The sequence below is a fragment of the Janthinobacterium longum genome (genome assembly GCF_051380735.1).
Taxonomy (GTDB): domain Bacteria; phylum Pseudomonadota; class Gammaproteobacteria; order Burkholderiales; family Burkholderiaceae_D; genus Janthinobacterium.
The window spans coordinates 1,235,708-1,252,900 of record NZ_JBNYXQ010000001.1 but is presented as its reverse complement, the minus strand read 5'-3'; the positions used below and the strand labels follow the sequence as shown (position 1 = coordinate 1,252,900).

General features: G+C 55.6%; 15 protein-coding genes. 7 read left to right on the top strand and 8 right to left on the bottom strand.

Going from position 1 to position 17,193, the window contains the following annotated elements; genetic code table 11:
- From mobF to ACQ4WM_RS05660, 3 genes are all read right to left on the bottom strand, one after another.
- The gene (gene mobF, locus ACQ4WM_RS05670) at positions 1 to 3,162 is read right to left on the bottom strand and encodes a MobF family relaxase (protein WP_436546204.1); all 3,162 of its coding nucleotides are present in this window, start codon (positions 3,160 to 3,162) and stop codon (positions 1 to 3) included.
- Between the two features lie 70 nt (positions 3,163 to 3,232).
- Positions 3,233 to 4,312: a site-specific integrase gene (locus tag ACQ4WM_RS05665; RefSeq protein ID WP_436545706.1), complete on the bottom strand. Its 1,080-nt coding sequence runs from the start codon at positions 4,310 to 4,312 to the stop codon at positions 3,233 to 3,235.
- A gap of 778 nt (positions 4,313 to 5,090) precedes the next feature.
- The gene (locus ACQ4WM_RS05660; RefSeq protein ID WP_436545705.1) at positions 5,091 to 6,110 is read right to left on the bottom strand and encodes a hypothetical protein; all 1,020 of its coding nucleotides are present in this window, start codon (positions 6,108 to 6,110) and stop codon (positions 5,091 to 5,093) included.
- A 260-nt stretch (positions 6,111 to 6,370) separates the two neighbouring features.
- Between ACQ4WM_RS05660 and ACQ4WM_RS05655 the strand changes: the two genes are divergently transcribed.
- Positions 6,371 to 6,886 (top strand): hypothetical protein, encoded by a 516-nt coding sequence (locus tag ACQ4WM_RS05655; RefSeq protein ID WP_436545704.1) that lies wholly within the window; start codon positions 6,371 to 6,373, stop codon positions 6,884 to 6,886.
- Positions 6,887 to 6,958: 72 nt separating this feature from the next.
- Here the strand turns inward: ACQ4WM_RS05655 and ACQ4WM_RS05650 are convergent, their stop codons facing one another.
- Together ACQ4WM_RS05650 and ACQ4WM_RS05645 are read right to left on the bottom strand one after the other, a co-directional pair.
- Positions 6,959 to 7,657 carry a LexA family protein gene (locus tag ACQ4WM_RS05650; protein WP_436545703.1) on the bottom strand — a complete coding sequence of 233 codons (699 nt, stop codon included), beginning with the start codon at positions 7,655 to 7,657 and terminating at the stop codon, positions 6,959 to 6,961.
- Between the two features lie 86 nt (positions 7,658 to 7,743).
- On the bottom strand, positions 7,744 to 8,316 hold the full coding sequence (locus ACQ4WM_RS05645; protein ID WP_436545702.1) for a hypothetical protein: 573 nt from the start codon (positions 8,314 to 8,316) through the stop codon (positions 7,744 to 7,746).
- Positions 8,317 to 8,491: 175 nt separating this feature from the next.
- On the opposite strand from ACQ4WM_RS05645, the gene ACQ4WM_RS05640 reads away from it, so the two are divergent.
- From ACQ4WM_RS05640 to ACQ4WM_RS05620, 5 genes are all read left to right on the top strand, one after another.
- Positions 8,492 to 11,029, top strand: a complete 2,538-nt coding sequence (locus ACQ4WM_RS05640; protein ID WP_436545701.1) for a type IV secretion system DNA-binding domain-containing protein — start codon at positions 8,492 to 8,494, stop codon at positions 11,027 to 11,029.
- Positions 11,030 to 11,424: 395 nt separating this feature from the next.
- Positions 11,425 to 12,120: a hypothetical protein gene (locus ACQ4WM_RS05635; protein WP_436545700.1), complete on the top strand. Its 696-nt coding sequence runs from the start codon at positions 11,425 to 11,427 to the stop codon at positions 12,118 to 12,120.
- Positions 12,121 to 12,194: 74 nt separating this feature from the next.
- Positions 12,195 to 13,352 (top strand): ArdC family protein, encoded by a 1,158-nt coding sequence (locus ACQ4WM_RS05630; RefSeq protein WP_436545699.1) that lies wholly within the window; start codon positions 12,195 to 12,197, stop codon positions 13,350 to 13,352.
- A gap of 55 nt (positions 13,353 to 13,407) precedes the next feature.
- The gene (locus tag ACQ4WM_RS05625; RefSeq protein ID WP_436545698.1) at positions 13,408 to 13,581 is read left to right on the top strand and encodes a hypothetical protein; all 174 of its coding nucleotides are present in this window, start codon (positions 13,408 to 13,410) and stop codon (positions 13,579 to 13,581) included.
- A gap of 164 nt (positions 13,582 to 13,745) precedes the next feature.
- Complete coding sequence (locus tag ACQ4WM_RS05620) at positions 13,746 to 14,045, top strand: hypothetical protein (RefSeq protein WP_436545697.1); 300 nt, start codon at positions 13,746 to 13,748, stop codon at positions 14,043 to 14,045.
- A 9-nt stretch (positions 14,046 to 14,054) separates the two neighbouring features.
- On the opposite strand, the gene ACQ4WM_RS05615 is transcribed toward ACQ4WM_RS05620, so the two are convergent.
- From ACQ4WM_RS05615 to ACQ4WM_RS05605, 3 genes are all read right to left on the bottom strand, one after another.
- Positions 14,055 to 14,579, bottom strand: coding sequence for a hypothetical protein (locus ACQ4WM_RS05615; protein ID WP_436545696.1), 525 nt, complete (start codon positions 14,577 to 14,579; stop codon positions 14,055 to 14,057).
- Entirely contained in the window at positions 14,566 to 14,718 is a 153-nt protein-coding gene (locus ACQ4WM_RS05610) for a hypothetical protein (protein WP_436545695.1), read from the bottom strand. The genes ACQ4WM_RS05615 and ACQ4WM_RS05610 overlap by 14 nt, the downstream gene beginning before the upstream one ends.
- A gap of 392 nt (positions 14,719 to 15,110) precedes the next feature.
- On the bottom strand, positions 15,111 to 15,989 hold the full coding sequence (locus ACQ4WM_RS05605) for a hypothetical protein (RefSeq protein WP_436545694.1): 879 nt from the start codon (positions 15,987 to 15,989) through the stop codon (positions 15,111 to 15,113).
- Between the two features lie 174 nt (positions 15,990 to 16,163).
- Between ACQ4WM_RS05605 and ACQ4WM_RS05600 the strand changes: the two genes are divergently transcribed.
- Positions 16,164 to 16,850, top strand: coding sequence for a hypothetical protein (locus ACQ4WM_RS05600; protein ID WP_436545693.1), 687 nt, complete (start codon positions 16,164 to 16,166; stop codon positions 16,848 to 16,850).
- Positions 16,851 to 17,193 lie beyond the last annotated feature (343 nt).

Sequence of the window (17,193 nt, the reverse complement as noted above, 5' to 3'; positions counted from 1 at the left end):
CTATCGGCTCAGCCCTAATTCGTGCTCGCCAAGCCGGGTAGCCGGCGGCTTTTTGTGTTGAACTTTTCGCTGCGGCGAGCCCGGCAAATCAGTGGTGGAAGACATAGCTAAATCTTTGGAAGAAGAGGGCAGGCAAGTGGGCAACGGAGAGAAGCGGACAGAGCATGTCGCTGGCGAGATGGCGCCGACATTGGTCCTGGAGCCAAGCCCTGCGCTGGCCTTAGCGTTGCCGTTGGCAGTGAGGCCGAAAAGTCGGGCGCCTGAACGAACTCGTCCGATCGCCGTCGCGATAAGCTTTTGAAACGATGTCGCCCATCTTGGCGAAGACGCGCGCGAATTCACTGGTTTTACAATGGGAGCCTCGTAATCGAGCGTGGTGCCCTTGGCTCGGCTGCGGCTCATGCCAAAGGCCAGGGCATCCAATGCTTTTCCCCGCTCGCTCAGCGCGCCGTCCTGATGCTGATGGGATTCCGGATCGACAGCACCCAAGGCTCCAAGGTTTGCATAAAGGGTGGTCGCGAAGCGGGAGCGGCTGGCCGCGACATAGCTCCATTCGCGATCGGCCATTCGAGGATTTACCAATACATACGCCGATTCGAACGTGCGGCCCTGGCTCTTGTGGTTCGTCAAACAAAAGGCATGGTCAAAACGCCCAAACGATGCGGGGATGCGAACGATCTTTTCTTGTCGCTCGTTTGGCTCGTCGAGCTCCACCACAAGCATGGCGCCGGCCGCAGCGCGTTCAATGACCACAACGGTGGCCGCCACGCCATTGGACACGCCCAGCGACCTGTCATTTTTGGTGAAGACGATGCGGTCGCCAGGCGCGAAGCGCTTGATGTCGGTGGTGTCGTCGCGGTGGATGATCTCGGCCTCAATTCCATCCGCATCGCGAACTATGCCCCTTTCGACAAGAGCGGCCCGGGCCATGGCATTGAGTTCCGCAACCTCTGCCCGCGTGCCGGCGATAATCGCCTTCTGCGGCAAGGCCGCCTTGTCTTGGTCCCACGCCTCGATCAATTGGGCAACGGTGGCGGAGTGGCCCGAGACCAGCTTAAGCCTCCCGCGCTCGTCAAGCATTTTCAAGCCGGCGCGTGCCTCGCCCATTGCGAAGAGCTCCACGGCCTTGCGCATCCATGCGAAATCGTAGCGGTCCCTCCATTTTTCAAATGCCCGCGCCAGCTTTGCGTCGCCCGCGCAAATCGATTCGAGCGCTTGCAGCCGCGCCTCCTCCGGCGTCTCGCGCAAAGCTTGGACTTGAATCTTCGACAGGCTCCCGCGAGCATCCAGCCATGCGAGCAGGGGAGAGAAGTCGGTCCGTTGTCGCTGAATGTTTGAGATTTCGGCCTTGCCGTGACGGCTGGCAAGCGCTCGAAAGATACCGCCCGCGTCGATGGGCTGCAGCTGCTTTGCGTCGCCGACCGAAACCAGCTTCGCGCCGGCCTTGATGGCCTCCGCTTGCAAAAGGCCAAATTCGCGGGAGCCGACCATGCCAGCCTCGTCGAGGATCAAGATGCTCTTGGAATCGAGTTTCATTCTGCCCTTTTGAAGCGACAAGAGCATGCTGGCGATCGTGCGCGAAGGTATGTCCGCCTCTCGCGCCAAGTTCAAGCTTGCCGCAGCCGACTGGCAGCAGCCTGAGACGTTGAACCCCGCAGCTGCATAGGCGACGCCCAGGGCCTTCAGCAGGGTCGTTTTGCCTGTTCCCGCCCAACCCTCAACGAATGCATGCCGGCCGGTGTCGCAGGCGATGTGCATGGCCGCGGCGCGCTGTTGGTCCAAGGAGACGCCGACTCCCAGCTTGGCTTTGAGCTCCTGTTCCAAGCGGTCGAACTCATGGCCAACGACGGAGCGGGCGACACGGTGCGCTCGATCCAGGGAGAGCCGCTCCACCGCGGCGCTGATCGAGGCTTCAAGATCCAGGGTGGCCTTCGACGTGAAGATCTCGGTGAGATGCTCGGTGCGGCCAAGTTGAACGACATTGGAGTGAGCCAGGAACTTTTCAAGCTCCGCCAGACATTCCTCCGCGTTCCAGTGGCCCATTGCCTTTTCGCAGATGAGGGCGAGGGCATCTTGGGCGGTCGCGCACGATTGGCTCTCCAAAAGCTCGGCCAACACTGCATCGCGATCAATTTCAAAAGGTGTTTCAATGTCTGGATGCACAGTCTTGTCGCGGCCGGTCCGCATCGAGGCGACGGCTTCTGGCGTCAAGCCCAGCTTTGCGGCCATTTCCTTGAAGCTTTGAAGAAGATCTGGCAGCGAAGGCTCGGCCTTGGCGGAGCGGGTGTTGAGGGCGGCAATTTCCCGCGCGACGGCTCCATCCGCCTCAAGCATGCCGCATTCACGCATATATTCTGCAATTTGCTTTGAGCGCGTCGACAAGGCATCCCGTTGTCCTTGGTCGATTCCGCGAATCGTAAAGTAAGGGCCGGCTGGCTCCACGTCGAAGCCAAGGCCCCGCAGCCGGCTCGCTAGCTCGACGCGAAAGAGAATGCCCGTTGCAATCTTTGCCTCAAACTGGGCGCGGTGTTCCAGGGCGCTCCATTCCTTGCTGTTTTTGCGCTTGGCCAAGTTGAAGAAGAAGCCATGGATATGCAACTGGGGTTCGCCGGCGCGGCTGCTGAAATGCGTATAGCAGGCTGAGATCGTGGCGCCCGCCTGCTGCTTTATCCTGCCGCCTTGGCCATGCCTGGTGATTGAGTTGCTTTCCACATGGGCTAGAGCGCTTTTTGCCGAGTCCTGCAAGCAAGCGATGAGCGCATCGCGCGTGGCTTTGTCTGCGCCGGCAAAGATCGCCGAGACATCCTTGACAGCGGAGAAGGTCATGTCGAGCCCCATGACATGATTGTCGCCGGCACCTTTGACCAAGGCCTCGCCTGATAGTGGATGAAATCCCTTCGCCAAGCGCTCTACATGCTCGCGCTCGGCATGGTCAAAAAGCCCGAGCAGCGCGGCGCCGCCACCAGTCCAGAATGGCGGAGGCCCCAAGTCCCCATCAGGTCCCCGAGCATAGTCGTCAAAGTCTCCTCGCTGGCGCGTCGTGTCCATAGGACCTCCTAAGTAATGCAGGTAGCCTTTTGCGCTATGCCCCTTTTTTGCTTGATTTGATGAAGAATTTATTTTTGTGATTGAAAGCAAAACCTGTCTCCTTCCCCTTGGCATTTGCAAGTGTGCATTTATCGTCCAGGCAATCGAATAAAAGGGCGGTCATCTAACCGCCCGCTGCGGGAAGTTAGTCCATTCGATCTGCTAGCTCGTCGCCCCTGAGATTGGCATATCGCATGAGCATTGAGAGCTTGCTGTGCCCAACAATTGTCATGATTTCAAAAATCGAAAGCTTGCGCTTGTAAAGCACCATGCGGCTAATAGCTTCGTGGCGAAGATCGTGGAATCTAAAGTCGATCAGCCCGGTCTTATTCACGAATTTGTGAAATGCTGCAGAGACACTGAGAGGCTGGCCCAGCCGATGGAATATGCGAGGATTTCCCATAACTGCCTCGTTCAGCAGTTCTCTCATATATTCCATTGCCAAGGTCGACAGCGGCACAGCGCGTTCTTTGTTGCACTTCGTTTTGACCGCAGGAATGGTCCACAATTTCCTGTTCAGATCGAACTCTGCCCATTCCGCCAGAACCAGTTCTTGAAGGCGAGCGCCTGTTTCCAATGCTAATCGCATTAAAATGAGCCATTGGTTTTTTGATGGCGCATTATGGCTTTCAAGCGTTGCCTCGAGTCGCTTTTGCTCATCTTCAGAAAGCCTTCGTGATCGCTTGTTCTCCCAATGCTTTGGGAAGTGTTTTTTTGAAAATTGAAGCACGGGAGCTGGGATGTTCAAGCTGTCGGCCCTCCACCTGCAAGCTAGAGCCATAATCTGCAAGTGAATAGAAATTGTCCCGTATGAGAAGGTTCTACCAACCCTTGTTTTTCTTACTCGCATCCGCTCGACATACTTTTTGTTCCAAGATGAATTAATCTCGCGAAGCGAGGCGCTGCCGACAACCTTTATGATTGTCGGTAGATTTTTTTTCTGCCTCTCAGTGGCGTCGTTGCTGTCTCGGTAGGCTGTCAGGATGTCGACTAAGCGCTCGTCAAGCAGGTTTTCAAGCGATGCTTGCTTTGGTTGAAGTCGCGCTCTCTTCTTCGCCTCTTTCAGCACAAGTTCTTTCAGCTTGCTCTCCACGCTCTCGGCGAATTGAGCGGCATCCTCTCGAGATGCAAATGTCCTGCTCACTGACGGGTGGTCCTTGACTCGGACTGTTGCTTGCCAAGTGCTGCACTTGTTCTTGCGTGGTCGTTCTACGATGGCTGCCATGTTTTTCTCCTAGGTTTGGCTTTGAAAGTGGACCCATTCTCTGCTGACGAAAGGGCTTTTAAGCCGCCCGCTTGTCAGGCATTCGAACGGTGTTTTTGCAGCGCAATCGCAGCACTGCCATCCACGCTCAACCAATCCCGTAAACAACAAGAGTTGGCAAGGGCTTGCAGACAAGAGTTTTTTTAAGTATGGTTAGAAAATTCTCGGGTTTGGGCACCAAATTTATGCAAAAAATATAGAAAAAGTTGTTGTGTTAGGCCAAAAGAGACTCTTTTGAATGCCAGAACGTTATGTAGTGTGAGTTTTTTAGAGCTTTTAAGGCACGAGTTTTTTTCGCTGCAATTTGTTGCAGCGAAAAAGCATCTGACAAGCGGTATTTATTGAGGTTTATTCGATATTCTCAGCGGCTGGTTTTTTGAAGTTGCGAGGTCTGGATTCCAAGAGGTCCGCGGCGGTGGCGCCGCGGAAGCTGCGAGGTGGGCGCGCAGAGTAGATGCGGCTTGCCAAAGGCAAAGCCGCTGTCAACGGTCTTCTATTTTTTTATCTATTATCTTCTATAGATGTGGGCCGTGCGTCCCGGTTAAGCCCGAGGAACTTCCTAAGTAAACCCGAGCATCTTCCCCTCTAAACCCGAGTTGCTTGGCTGATTTTCCCCATTAAGCCCGAGAAACTTCCTGGTTAAACCCGATATGGCCAGCCTTCGCAAATTCATCCGCTCTGTTAAGCCCGTCAGCTTTGCTTACTGATGAGCAGACTTCGGCTGGCGAAGTCCAAACCGTTAAAGCACGACCCAGCCAGTTTTTCGAATACATCGACTTTCCGTCCTGTCGATGGCTTCGGGGGATGACGGACCTGTGAATGATGGCTGTTCTGGACCGCGCACGATGACAACATTCCAATAATCACTGGATCTCCCGTTTTTGATAATCTCAAAATCTGCGACAAGCGCAGCTGTGGAGTTTTTTAGCTCGGCCAGTGCGGCGCGAATCGCCGCTGGAAATTTCCTGTGCTGTCCATCGAAGCCGCACAGGTCACGCAGATAGCCTAGCGAGAGGCCCGGCGAGCTTTTGTGAGTCGACAAAAAATCATGGAGCCACTGGGCGAGCGAAGAGGTCAGGCCGTTGCGGCGCTTGCAATTTATTTTGAATTGATAGTCTAGGCAGAAGGCGGCAGTCATCCATTGCATGTCGAGCTCAATGAAATATTTACCGTCTTGGCGATATGCGGCCCCAAGCAACTTGCCCTTGTGGGCATGGCCGTCGCGAAGCGTCACCTCTATGGTCGCGCGCGATAATCGCTCAACGTTTTGCCAGACTCGTCGCAAGGCGCGGCCGCCATGGTCAGATGACCCGATCAGCGTTGCAATTGCGCCCAGCTCTATGCGGATCGGAACATTATGGGCAGGCGCGCGCTTGACGATGTTCATGACGGCATGCCAGACCTGTTTATCCCTCATATACAGCCGTTCGCCACAGAGCGTTAACGAGTATTTTCCCTGTGCCTTTACCGGGCCGTCGTGGGGTATGCCCAGCATGGTCCGGCCCGAGCTAAATAGGGGGCCTCTTGCCATAAATGCGGGGCATCGATCAGGGTCAAAGAGGCTCGGCAGGCGCAAGGGACAACCTTTAGCCACCGGCAGAGCTATTTTCTCGATTTCTCGCGGATTCTTAACCGGATCAAACGGAGGCGCAATGAAAGTGTCTACACGGCGTGATCGGGCCGGCTGCGGAAGATCCCAGTCATCTTCTGGCGCCGGAGCCTCTATTGCCACGCCTTCTTTTCCATAGTTTGTCATCATCTATTCATCGCTTGCTGATTTGCTGTGATCGACTTCCCGAAATGGAAAGCAATTAGGCCGGATGCTTGGCGGCTGCCTGACATGCGTGCGTGGTCGGGCCCTCACAGGTTTGCTGAGCAGTGTCGAAATATTCCTTCCAATGTAGGGGAGCGGCCGAGCGGCACGGCCCAGCCGTCCGTCGGCCGGGCGGCTGAAGTCCCAAACCGTGGGCAGTGCTAAGGCTGGCCAGTCAGCCACGGCCTTTCACAAACGGAGAAAAGATGAATAGCTTTTATGGAAAACAATGCAATTGCGTAGGGGAATGTCGCTGCTCAAGCAATGAAGACGCTGGCACTGGCAATCTCTCTCTTGCAGCCACGGCGCAAGCCGAGCGCATGCGCGTGAAGCTCATGCTCGTCAGGGACTTTCAGGTGCAGTCGGCATTCATCAACGTCACCAAGCTGGCTCGAATTCTGGGGATTTCCCCCTCGACCATTTGGCGGCAAATGCGGAACAGACAGTTTTTCATTCCCTATCAAATCTTCAATTTCACCCCAATGGTTTGCATAGATGACCTGGTCGAGTGGTATTGCTCGCGCCACTGCCTGTCTTTGCAGGAGGCCGCAGAAATCGAAGAGCGTGAAAGAGACGAGAAAGAGGAGACCAGTCATGCCCGCAGGATGAAGGACGAGGCAAGGTCGCGGGCGCGGGCAGCAGCGATCGTTGAGGACGCCATGGCTGCTTTGGGATTAGCCGGCAACAGCAAACGCGGGATCGGCTTCCGGCCGGGACGCTGACTCGTGAGGTAGGTAGTGGATGAGGCCGCTAGAGCATTGCTCTTGCGGCCTCGTCCATGTATGGATTTATGTTCAATGAATGCTGCTGGGTGGCCTAGCCACGACGCCCAGAATGCGCATGTCCGACTCCTCGAGCACGGGAATGGCGTCAAATGCTGGGTTCGAGGCGACCAAGACATATGCGCCACCGATGATCTTGAGTGTTCTCACCACGCGGCCTACGCCAACGACATCCGCGCACACGATGTCGCCATCCTTGGGCTCCGCATTGAGTTCGATGTCGACCATGTCGCCGTCCTTGATGCCAAGCTGACACATCGAATCTCCCTTGATGCGGACTTGCTTTTTTGCATGTGTAATTGCTGAGCCCATGCGGGCAAGATGCCTTTTTTTCGCTGTTTCCTCGGCTGAGTCGATAGCGACGGGTGAGGTAGGGGAGATGAGTGACTGTGGTGAGCTTGGTGATACTGCGGTGGCGCCAGATGCAGTCGCTGGTTTCGCTGCCAACTGATTCGGCGCTGGCTTGCGATCGCGGGCTTCGTTGGCGATGCGCCATTGTTCAAAGGCCCGCGCAAGCGTTTCAGGAGTCTCATCCTTGTTTGTCAAATCGTCAGCTGGACCATCATGGGCGAAGCCATCGGAGGGGAGTTCATTGCAATTAAAAAGGAACGCCTCAAGCGGCGAGAGCCCGGCGTCTGCGGGCTTCGCCTTGCTGGACTTCGATTGGGGCGCGGGTTTCCCCGCGTCATTTTTCTTAGTGTTTCGAATCATCGGAGAGAGCCTCTTCGTTTCGCCATGCGCCGCGATCTGGGCGTGGCATGAGCGGCAGGAAGAGTGCTTCCGCCGTCACAACCGGATCAGAGTCTCTCCGACTTTTTAAACTTTCGCAAGACCCTTTTTCTCGCCGCGTCGTATGCGGCAACGGTCAGCCCCAGGGTGGATCTAATGTCTCTGGCCGGCATGTCCGACAGAAGGCATGCGAGAACATCTCCGGCGACATTGTCGGCGCTGGCGCGAAGTTGGCCCAAGATCGTCTTGGTGGAAATGTCGTTGGCCAGTCGGGCTTCGGCTCTCAGGATCATCTCCTCGGCTGAGAGGTGGAAGTTTTCCGCCTCAAACGACCATTCGAGAATGTCCTCGAGGGGAATGAGGGAAGCTTTTTGGGTTGATTGCTTGTTTCGATCAGCCCCCGCAATGCTGCGCATGGTCATGACCATGTAGATCTCAAAATTGACGCTCTTGGGCCAGCGGCGGCGCTGCTCGATTGTCAGGAATAGGGCTTCATGCATGAGGTCCAGCGGCTCGCTGAAATAGGTTCCTCGAATGTATCTCCGCGCCATCCCCTGCAAGATCTGTTTCTGGCGAGCGCCGATGTTGACGTAGGCGAGCATGGTTTCTTCTGGTGTTGCATATTGCGTCATTGCGTTCATTTGCTTCCTCCGAGTGGTTGTCTTCCTGCCTCGGACTGCAAACTGAAAGCGACTTCAGCCTAGTCGGAGTTCTTTGGCTGACAGACGGCGGCGCTGGCCGCTCATCAATATGGCCAACGTCCGTGTCGGAATCTAATTTCCCTTCGCAGTCCTGTTATTGGCATAGGGAGAAGCGATGGGCAACGACAGCGAACGGATCGAATATGACTTGGGCATTTCGGGTCCGGCCGCGCCCTCGGTGGCGCGGGTGGGCGTGGTGGGATGGATCGGCGCGAGCGCGACGCTTGGCGCTTTTTTGGGCGTGGCGGCGCTAATGCTGTCTTGGCGCGCGCTTCCCTGGTTGAATGACCCTCAGGGCTCCCTCTCGCTTCACTTCATCTCTCTCACGCGCTTGGCCTTGCATGGGGTTTGGAGCTGGGCATTTCCCGAAGCGGCCCGCAGCTATGTCCAGTTTCTGGGCTCGTTGTCTGCGGAGGATAGGGTCGCTTTGATCTCTCGCTTGATGTTTGCGCTGTGGGTCGCGTGTCTGCCCGCAGTGTTCCTGGCGAAAATCTATCTCGCTCCGCGCAATGGCCTACTTGTGCTGAGAGGATCGGCGCGACATGTGGGCGCCCAAGCGGCCGCGGCGCTGAATCGAACGCTGGCGAATAGGGTGAAGCGCCGGCCGGATCATCCCATTGCCCCTGACGTGCCTTATCCGGCCGACATGTGGACTCGGCATGTCCTTGTGGTGGGCGGGGTGGGGTCTGGCAAGTCGACGGCGCTCAAGCCAATGATTCAGGCCGTGATTGATGCGGGCGAGAGCTTGCTTCTTTTCGATCCCAAGGGAGAGTTCACAAAGGGGTTTGGCGAGCCCGAGATCATGGCGCCGTGGGATGCCCGCTCGCTTGCTTGGGACATCGCCAAGGACATGCGGAACATCGGGGACATGCGGCGCTTTGCCGCGGCGATGATCAAGGAGGCCCAGGACCCGATGTGGTCCAACGCGGCGAGGCAGATCGTGGTCGGCTTCATGATCTATTTGAAGACGACGCGGGGAAGCGCGTGGGGATGGCGCGAGCTCGCGGAGATGATGTCGATCCCGCAGGCCAATATTCTGCAAATCATGGAGGCGTGTCATCCGGAGGCGATGCGGTCGGTCGAGAAGGCGTCGGTCACGACGCAGGGCATTTTGATCAATCTCTCCTCGTTCTGCGCGTCTATTTTTGACCTGGCCGAGGCTTGGGGTGAAACACCGGAGGATCGCCGTGTCAGCTTTGTGGAATGGGCGCATGGCGGGATACCAGCCAATGATATTGGCGAGGCCATTGAAGGTCGCGGCGCCATTGACGCCATTGAAGGTCGCGACGCCATTGAAGATCGCGGCCCCATTGAAGGTCGCGGCACCATTGAAGGTCGTGGCACCATTGATGATGGTGAGCCCGTTGAGCGAGGCGCACGCCGGAAAGGTAAAAGGAGGGGCGGGGAGGCAGTTGAAGGGGCAGCCCGTCGGAAAGATAGCTCGAAAGGAGCCGGTGAAGTTGAGCGGGAAGGTGGCCATAGAAGTAGCGGGGAACATTCCCGGGGCGTGCGCCGCCAAATCATTCTTCAAGGGCATGGCGCCTATCCGGAGCTCACTAAGGGCTATTTGGAGGGAATCATTGGCACCGTCTCGGCGATCGTGAACAGCGTGGAGATGGATGACGACGAGAGCCGCAAGCTTTGGATCATCGCGGACGAGTCGGCGCAGATGGGCAAGGTTCCGATCCGGCCGCTTTTGGAGGTCGGCCGCTCGCGAGGCGTGCGCTGCATCCTGGCTTGCCAAGACTTGGCGCAGCTGGAGGAGATCCATGGCGCCCTGATGGTCAAGGCGATGGTGTCGATGGCCGGCACCGTCCTGGTGGGGCAGCTCATGCAAGGAGACACCGCTGAGCAAATGTGCAAGGCCCTGGGCTCCCGAGAGGTTGAGCGCTCAAATGTTTCCTACGGCAGCAGCGGAGGGAGTGGCTCAGGCAGCTCGACGACGCTTTCGTTCGCGCGTGACGAGATTGCCATTTACAAGCCATCGGAGCTGGGTTCGCGTCTCGGCCCAACCGCGGATGGCAAAGGGGTGCGCCTGGCGCTCTTTACCGGCGGCCAGGCATACGAGCTGTTCTGGCCGCACTACAAGATGAAAAAGGCCAGGGCGGCTCACATGCCGGCCGCTTGGACAAAAGAAATTAGCAGAGGGGCGGGGTTTATTGGTAGCCCTTCTGTGTTATCCGAAGCCTCGATCGCAGTATCAACCCTAGCCGTAGCGCCAATTCCTGCGGCAACACCAGCAGCAGCCCCAGCAGCAACCCCAGCAGCAACAGCTGCAACTCCGGTTTCTGCCACGAGCTCAGCCTCATCTACAAAATCAGCGTCAGCTGTGCTAGGCGCCTCAGCAGCAGTTCTAACACCAGCAGGACACGCTATGCCCAGCACTTCTAATCTCGGTTTTTCCGGCTCGTCCGGTTCTTCTGTTATCCCGATTGGAGCCAGCTTGGATTCGCAGGCACCCGGGTTTGGTTCTCGTGCGGAGCTGGTGCCATTGACCAAGAGCGAGCCGGTGCACGGCGAGCTGCCCAGCGATTTGCACGACTTGCCGAGCGTGGAGGAGCTATCAGCGATGCTGAATGAAGCGCTTGATCTTAAAGAAAAGAGAGCATCCAGAAAGATGGCGGGTGTGAGGAGTGATGCGATCAATGAATGATGAATTTGCATCTTTGGCCGAACGGTGGCGGCAGCCGTTCGTCGCGCCTTGGCAATTATGCTGGTAATAAACCGGCGGATAGCCACACATTTTAGCAGTCCATCTTGCAGTGCTAACGAACTCGCAGCGCTAACGAAAAGTGCCTGTCCATATCCATCGACAGGAACGGCAAAAATTGTCCACGGCCCAGGCTCAGGCCCGCAGCCTAGGCGCAAGCCACTAGCCCAAGCTCAGGTCAGCAGACAAAGCTCAGGTCAGCAGCCAAAGCTCAAGCCGGCATCCCAAGCTCAAGTTAGCAGCGCAAGCTTGAGCCAGCAACATCGGGGATGGTGGTATCCGGCTAGAACTGCGCCAAGAAGTGGGAAGTCAAAAAAGAGAGGAAGAAAATGCGGGAAATGAATAGAACTTTGAAAGTCTGTCTCAGTTGTCCATGCTTGGTCATCAAAGTGCAGGATCTTGCTCCGACACCAGGCAGGCCAGGACGTCCCACACTGAGGGCTCACCACATTGCTACCGACGTTGCTCACGACAGTGATCAGGATGCTGTTCACGACTTTGTTACCCAGGAAGAACTGCTAAAGGATGCGGATATTGATCTTATTGGCGACCTTGGAAACAGTCAGGATGACGCGGCTTCAAGCGATGACGCCGGCATTGGAAGAGCTGGATTTAGGGCTCGGAAGGAGATGATTTATGAGCGGCAAGAAGGGAAGGGCAAGGCCACGGCCACGGGCAAGGGTGAGGGTGAGGGGAAGGATGCTGCAGTGCTTTCTTTGATGTTTTCTTTAAGCGTCGAGCTGCGATTTGGTGCGCGCCATTCGTTAAAAGAGCATCGCTGTGAAGAGGAGCCTAGCTTGTCGCTGGAATTGGCTGCAGTGATTCGGAAGATGTTAACGAACCAAGAACACATGGATCGAGTTCATCAAAGAATTTGTGGATCAAAGATGTTGCCGCGCGCACGCATCCACGACCGAGATGCACTTCCCCAAGGACGAAGGGCGCGCATCCTAGGTCAAGAGGCAAGCATCCAGGTTCAAAAGGCGAGCATCCAAGACCAAGAGATTACTCCCAGGGGTATTGAGTGCTCGTAGCCTTGGCCTTTATGTGTCAACGCTTAATCGAGCATTCATTGGGGAAAATAAAAAATAAAAATAAGAGGTGAGACATGCCAGTCGAGAACCCAGTTGTCCAATCTAGTGAATACGCCCGCTCCTCAATCGAAAGTGCTGGAACTAAACCCGACGTAAAATCAGAGATCGCTCTCACACTGATCGAGGCGATGAAAAGCGGGAATACTCCGTGGCAAAAGCCTTGGGCGGCCCAATCGCTCCGGCCGGTGAATTTGGCCACAAGCAACGGCTATCGAGGCGTGAACAGGCTGCTTCTAGCCTTGGCTGGCCGGGCTGACCCGCAAGGCAGGGCGGATCCGCGCTGGGCTACGTATCAACAGGCCCAGGCGAACGGCTGGCAGGTGCGCCGCGGTGAGAAGGGCACGGCCATAGTGAAGCTGGTCGAAGTCGGTAGGGGCGGTGCTGCCAACGAGGCTACCGCTGCCGTCGGCAATGGCGCCGGCACAGGCACAGGCACAGGCACAACCACGGGCACCTCAAACGGGAGGCCTCGGGCTTCGTCCATCGGCAATCGCGGAAGTGGCCGCGGGAGTGAGGCGGCCGGAGCACAAGGCACGGGCGGAACGAGCGCAACGGAACCGGAACGCAAGGCCTTTGCGCTCCGGCGATATGTCGTGTTCAATGCCCAGCAAATGGACGGCGTCCCTCCGCTCGAAGCTTCTGAAACACTGTTCGATCCTATCGCCAAGGCGGAGGCAGTGATCCAGGCGCTCAAGGAAAAGACGGGCTTGCTCGTCGTTCATGGTGGCACCGATGCCTGCTATGTGCCGGCCCTGGATGAAATACGCCTGCCGGCTAAAAAGTCATTTCATAGCGCCTACGACTATTATGCGACGGCTCTGCATGAGGGAGCTCACAGCACACTGCATAAGAAGCGGCTGGACCGGCAAGAGGCCATCGCGAAGCGGTGGGGTGACGAGGCCTATGCTGTGGAGGAGTTAAGGGCGGAGATCTGTTCGGCGATCTTGGCGGCCGAGACTGGCGTGCCGATGACCCAAAGTCACATCGACAACCACGCGGCCTACCTTCAGCACTGGATCAAGGCAGTGTCCGCCGACCCCATGGCGATCTTCTCGGCGGCCAAGGAAGCGGAGCTCATGGCGGAATACATGCTGGGCTTGGAAAAGCAAATGACCGCCATGGATGCACACAAGGAATGGATTCAAGACTACGACAGTGTTCTGCAGCGCTGAGATGGAAAAAACTTCGAAGAATAACGGCGGCGAATCAAGTTAGAAGAGCCTGCGGATGGACACATCCGATCGCGCGAAAGCCTTACTGAAGCAGGCAGATGACTCCGAACAGGTGTTTGTCGAGGGGCACGATGACGCCATCCTTGAGTTGGCGGAGGTCGATGGAGATCAGCGGGTGGTCTACGACCCGAAAGCGATCATCTTTGAGCTCGTCCGCAGGATGGCATGACTCATGACGGGGCGGACGAATTCTTCGGATACGACATCGCGGGAGTGGCAGAAAGAGCCCATTGGCCACTAACTTTGCACCACTGATCGGCTCTTGCCATGATGCGCATTGGTTCGAATAGGGAGGTTTTAGCTATTGCGTTAGGCAAAATCTGGAGTTAAGAAATGGTCTTTACCCAAGGACTGCAAATGACAGATGAACGCCACCAGGCGTCCCCAACGGGACAGGCCATTTTTTTTGAAATTGTCGAAGCTGCGGGTTCAAACCGGCCCGCCTTGGCATTGGTCGCTTTGAGCATGGCAAACGCGGACGAAAACCGTCCGCTTGTGCTGTCGAATGTGCTAAACAGCCTGCACTGGGATCAGTATCAGGCGATGTTGTCTATGCTGAGCCTAAAAGCGCATGCGCCAATTATCTGGACTGATGAGCAGATGAGCGCCCTAGAGCTGTGGCTTAAGCCATGAGACCCTGATTCAAGGATTTGGCGGCGATGATCCCGATAACGCATCGCGCAGGTCCTTCGCTGTCATTGCTCCGGTGATGAATTTCCTCCGCAAGTCATCGATCTCTTGCTGATTGCGGACGCCAGCCGCGCCAGCGCGCGACTGCTGCTCAGCTAGAATACTCTCAAATTCCGCACGTCGCTGCGAGGTGCCAACTTTCTCCCTTGCTGCGTGGAGTTCGAACGGGGGCAAACTTATGCCCTGCAGAGCATCCTTTCGCGCAGGTAAATTTTCTACGATTTGCTGGAAAAGAACGTCATTGCCGTGTTCTAAGAAATTTTCTTTCAATTTTTCGTAATCGGTGTCCGATATGTCATATCGACGGCTAATTTCTAATAGAATACGAGGCCAACTATTTAAGCGATGCAAAAAAACTGCGATGATATCCGGCGTTTTTCCTTCGCAAATCGCTTCAAGAAAAGGTTCATAATAATGGGGTAACGGGGTTAGCCCGAGAGTTGCGAGTCGCTGTTTCAAATCTTCAAGGCAAGTCATAAATTCCTTCAGTAGGTTGAAAAATCAAGCTGGTGTTCATTTCACGACGCCCCACGCGGTAGACATGTGGATCACGCATGCTGCCATTATAATCTTCCCGCCAAAATCCATCCGCCGTTGTCGCGGCGCGGGCATTCATTGATGGTCTGCTCAATATTTTTCAGTTTAATACCACGAAAAAGCTGACCGTATCGCTCCCGATCATCGACGGCGTGAAACCTATTTATCAACGCGCGTGCCGAGCGCTGGGCTGGCTACGTATCTCGACGAGTGGCCATTCAAGTTGCGGGAGCCTAATGGGGAAATGCCAATGTGGATGCTAATCGTGGATCGGAAAGGACCCACGACTCCTTGTCATTGCCATGTGGGACAAACTTGAGATCCGTCGGTCTTGCGCGACGGATTGCACCGGGGCGGCGGGCGACTTTGAAGCGTGTTTTGTAGGCTCTGGCAGCTCGAAGGCAGAAACGCCCAGTAGATGCATTGCGGCGACTAGGCGTGTTGCATGTCATCGCTAGATGAGGTGCGGCATCAATGTGATGCAGGCACGGGGCGATTAGGGGCGACAGCCGGCCATGCAAGCGGTGGCAAGTTCCCCGCCTTCCATGCTGCGACAAAATCTTCAGGCTTCATGATCCAATTGGATTGGAAGCTTTCTATATCATTCGCCGCAGCAATTATTCCCTTGTCGACTGTCAGCACATACGCAGGCACGGCCAGATAGTGAAGTAGGTCGTCGTCAAGACCATCATTTTTCTTTTTTTCGTGAGTCGGATCGTATGCTTCCTCTTGCTTTTGAAAATGAAGGCATTTTCGATAAAAGTGCCGAGTCTTAAAATCGAAACGCGTTGACGAAATTGGTGGGGAGCATTCTGCTTGATCGAGCTGATCAAATTGCCTTTGGAGGTAGCCAGGACTTTGGAGATCCAGTCCACCGGCTTTCTTCGAGAAGAAATTTATCCAGTGCGCTCTATCCTCCTCTATGGCTTCCTGAAATATCACGGCTTGTTGCTGTTTTTGGTCGTCGCTTAGAGTGGACAAGGACTTTAGTGCGGACCAAGCCTTCTTAGATGCCGACGAGACCTCTGCGGGATCGAATTTCCGAATCGTGTCTTTTGCGCCGATCATTCCCATGATGTCCGTCTTGGAAGGGAAGAGCGGAACATCCACAGAAATAAAGCGCTCGGCGAGCTCGATGGCCTTGTTGAAAGTCGCCAAACCGATCTGGCCGGAGGTAAATTGGTATCCAACCTCGGCGAACGCTAGATCGGAGATTGAAAACACAAAATTGTGCTTCGATATTTCCTCAAACGCACCCAGCCATTCCGGCTCTTCGTGTCCCATTCCACGAAATACGTTCGTATCGAGAACAGCGATGGACGCCCCCGCTGGGAAAAGAGTTTGCGACATATGTTCCCCTTAGATTCATTCTTGAAAGTTATCCGCCAAGTCGATTTGCCTTGGTCATGAGCCCTAGCCTGTTGCGTGAACATCACGGGTGTTTATTTATAAGCAATAGTAGTTTATATTGGTGGCGATCAGCAAAAACTGCTGATCACCGGCGCAAATCTTTTGAAAGCGAACATGCAGCAACTGCCGAACTACGGGGATGTCCGCACCCTCGCGTATTGCGCGTTTTGTGGCGGCCAGACTGGCACCAAAGACCATTGTCCATCGAAGGTGTTCCTTGATGAGCCGTTGCCGACCAATTTGTTCGTGGTTGCAGCATGCTTTGAATGCAACAATGGATTTTCAGCGGACGAAGAATATCTTGCCTGCCTGATCGCTTGCGTGGTCGCTGGCTCGACGGAGCCAGAAGACATCGAGCGCGAAAAGATCCGCAGAATCTTGACGGTAAAACCCGCGCTCAAAACACGCATCGAGCGATCCAAATCGATGCCTGACGGCAGAGCCATGTTCATGCCGGAATGGAATCGCGCGCGCACAGTCCTGATCAAACTCGCCAAGGGGCACGGATTGTATGAACTCCATGAGTTGTGCGCCGAGGAGCCGGACTATGTTGGCTTGCAGCCTTTGATGCTTATGACTGACGAGCAGCGCGAGGAATTCGAGAATCCAAAGGCTTCGAGCGTCTGGCCCGAAGTGGGCAGTCGCGCCATGCAGCGATTGGTCGAGGGGAAAGACATGTCGCCCAGCGGCTGGATAGTCGTTCAAGAAGGGCGGTATCGCTACAACGCGTCGATTGTCGAAGGGCGCGACGTTCGCATCGTGATCAACGAGTATTTGGCGGCGCACATTTGTTGGGATTGATCGCATTTCCTTTCGGCGAGAGCCGCTAATTTTTTAGGCGCATAGGCTATGGGCAGAAACGATCATGTGGGCGATGACGACGAGAGGCAAAACCTGCTCCCCGAAGCTTACGATCATTTAGGAGATCCCTTTGAGATTGACGACGGCTGGCCTCGGTCTGCCAGCGACGACGAAAAATTGACAGCGATGCGCTTACATTGAAGCGCGTCTGGCTAAGAGGTCGGAGCCGCCGGATTCTGAGGACCTGATATAAATGTGTCGCCACTTCCTAGGCCATTCCTCACCCTCAATTACCTGTATCAGCTCAAAGCAGGTTGGGCCCGAAAAAAAATTAGAAAGATTG

Coding starts and splice junctions, on each gene's coding strand:
- mobF (WP_436546204.1), bottom strand. CDS start 3,162: ATGCCAAGGGGAAGGAGACAGGTTTTGCTTTCAATCACAAAAATAAAT.
- ACQ4WM_RS05615 (WP_436545696.1), bottom strand. CDS start 14,579: ATGACTTGCCTTGAAGATTTGAAACAGCGACTCGCAACTCTCGGGCTA.
- ACQ4WM_RS05660 (WP_436545705.1), bottom strand. CDS start 6,110: ATGATGACAAACTATGGAAAAGAAGGCGTGGCAATAGAGGCTCCGGCG.
- ACQ4WM_RS05640 (WP_436545701.1), top strand. CDS start 8,492: ATGGGCAACGACAGCGAACGGATCGAATATGACTTGGGCATTTCGGGT.
- ACQ4WM_RS05635 (WP_436545700.1), top strand. CDS start 11,425: ATGAATAGAACTTTGAAAGTCTGTCTCAGTTGTCCATGCTTGGTCATC.
- ACQ4WM_RS05630 (WP_436545699.1), top strand. CDS start 12,195: ATGCCAGTCGAGAACCCAGTTGTCCAATCTAGTGAATACGCCCGCTCC.
- ACQ4WM_RS05620 (WP_436545697.1), top strand. CDS start 13,746: ATGGTCTTTACCCAAGGACTGCAAATGACAGATGAACGCCACCAGGCG.
- ACQ4WM_RS05645 (WP_436545702.1), bottom strand. CDS start 8,316: ATGAACGCAATGACGCAATATGCAACACCAGAAGAAACCATGCTCGCC.
- ACQ4WM_RS05665 (WP_436545706.1), bottom strand. CDS start 4,312: ATGGCAGCCATCGTAGAACGACCACGCAAGAACAAGTGCAGCACTTGG.
- ACQ4WM_RS05625 (WP_436545698.1), top strand. CDS start 13,408: ATGGACACATCCGATCGCGCGAAAGCCTTACTGAAGCAGGCAGATGAC.
- ACQ4WM_RS05655 (WP_436545704.1), top strand. CDS start 6,371: ATGAATAGCTTTTATGGAAAACAATGCAATTGCGTAGGGGAATGTCGC.
- ACQ4WM_RS05650 (WP_436545703.1), bottom strand. CDS start 7,657: ATGATTCGAAACACTAAGAAAAATGACGCGGGGAAACCCGCGCCCCAA.
- ACQ4WM_RS05600 (WP_436545693.1), top strand. CDS start 16,164: ATGCAGCAACTGCCGAACTACGGGGATGTCCGCACCCTCGCGTATTGC.
- ACQ4WM_RS05610 (WP_436545695.1), bottom strand. CDS start 14,718: ATGAATGCCCGCGCCGCGACAACGGCGGATGGATTTTGGCGGGAAGAT.
- ACQ4WM_RS05605 (WP_436545694.1), bottom strand. CDS start 15,989: ATGTCGCAAACTCTTTTCCCAGCGGGGGCGTCCATCGCTGTTCTCGAT.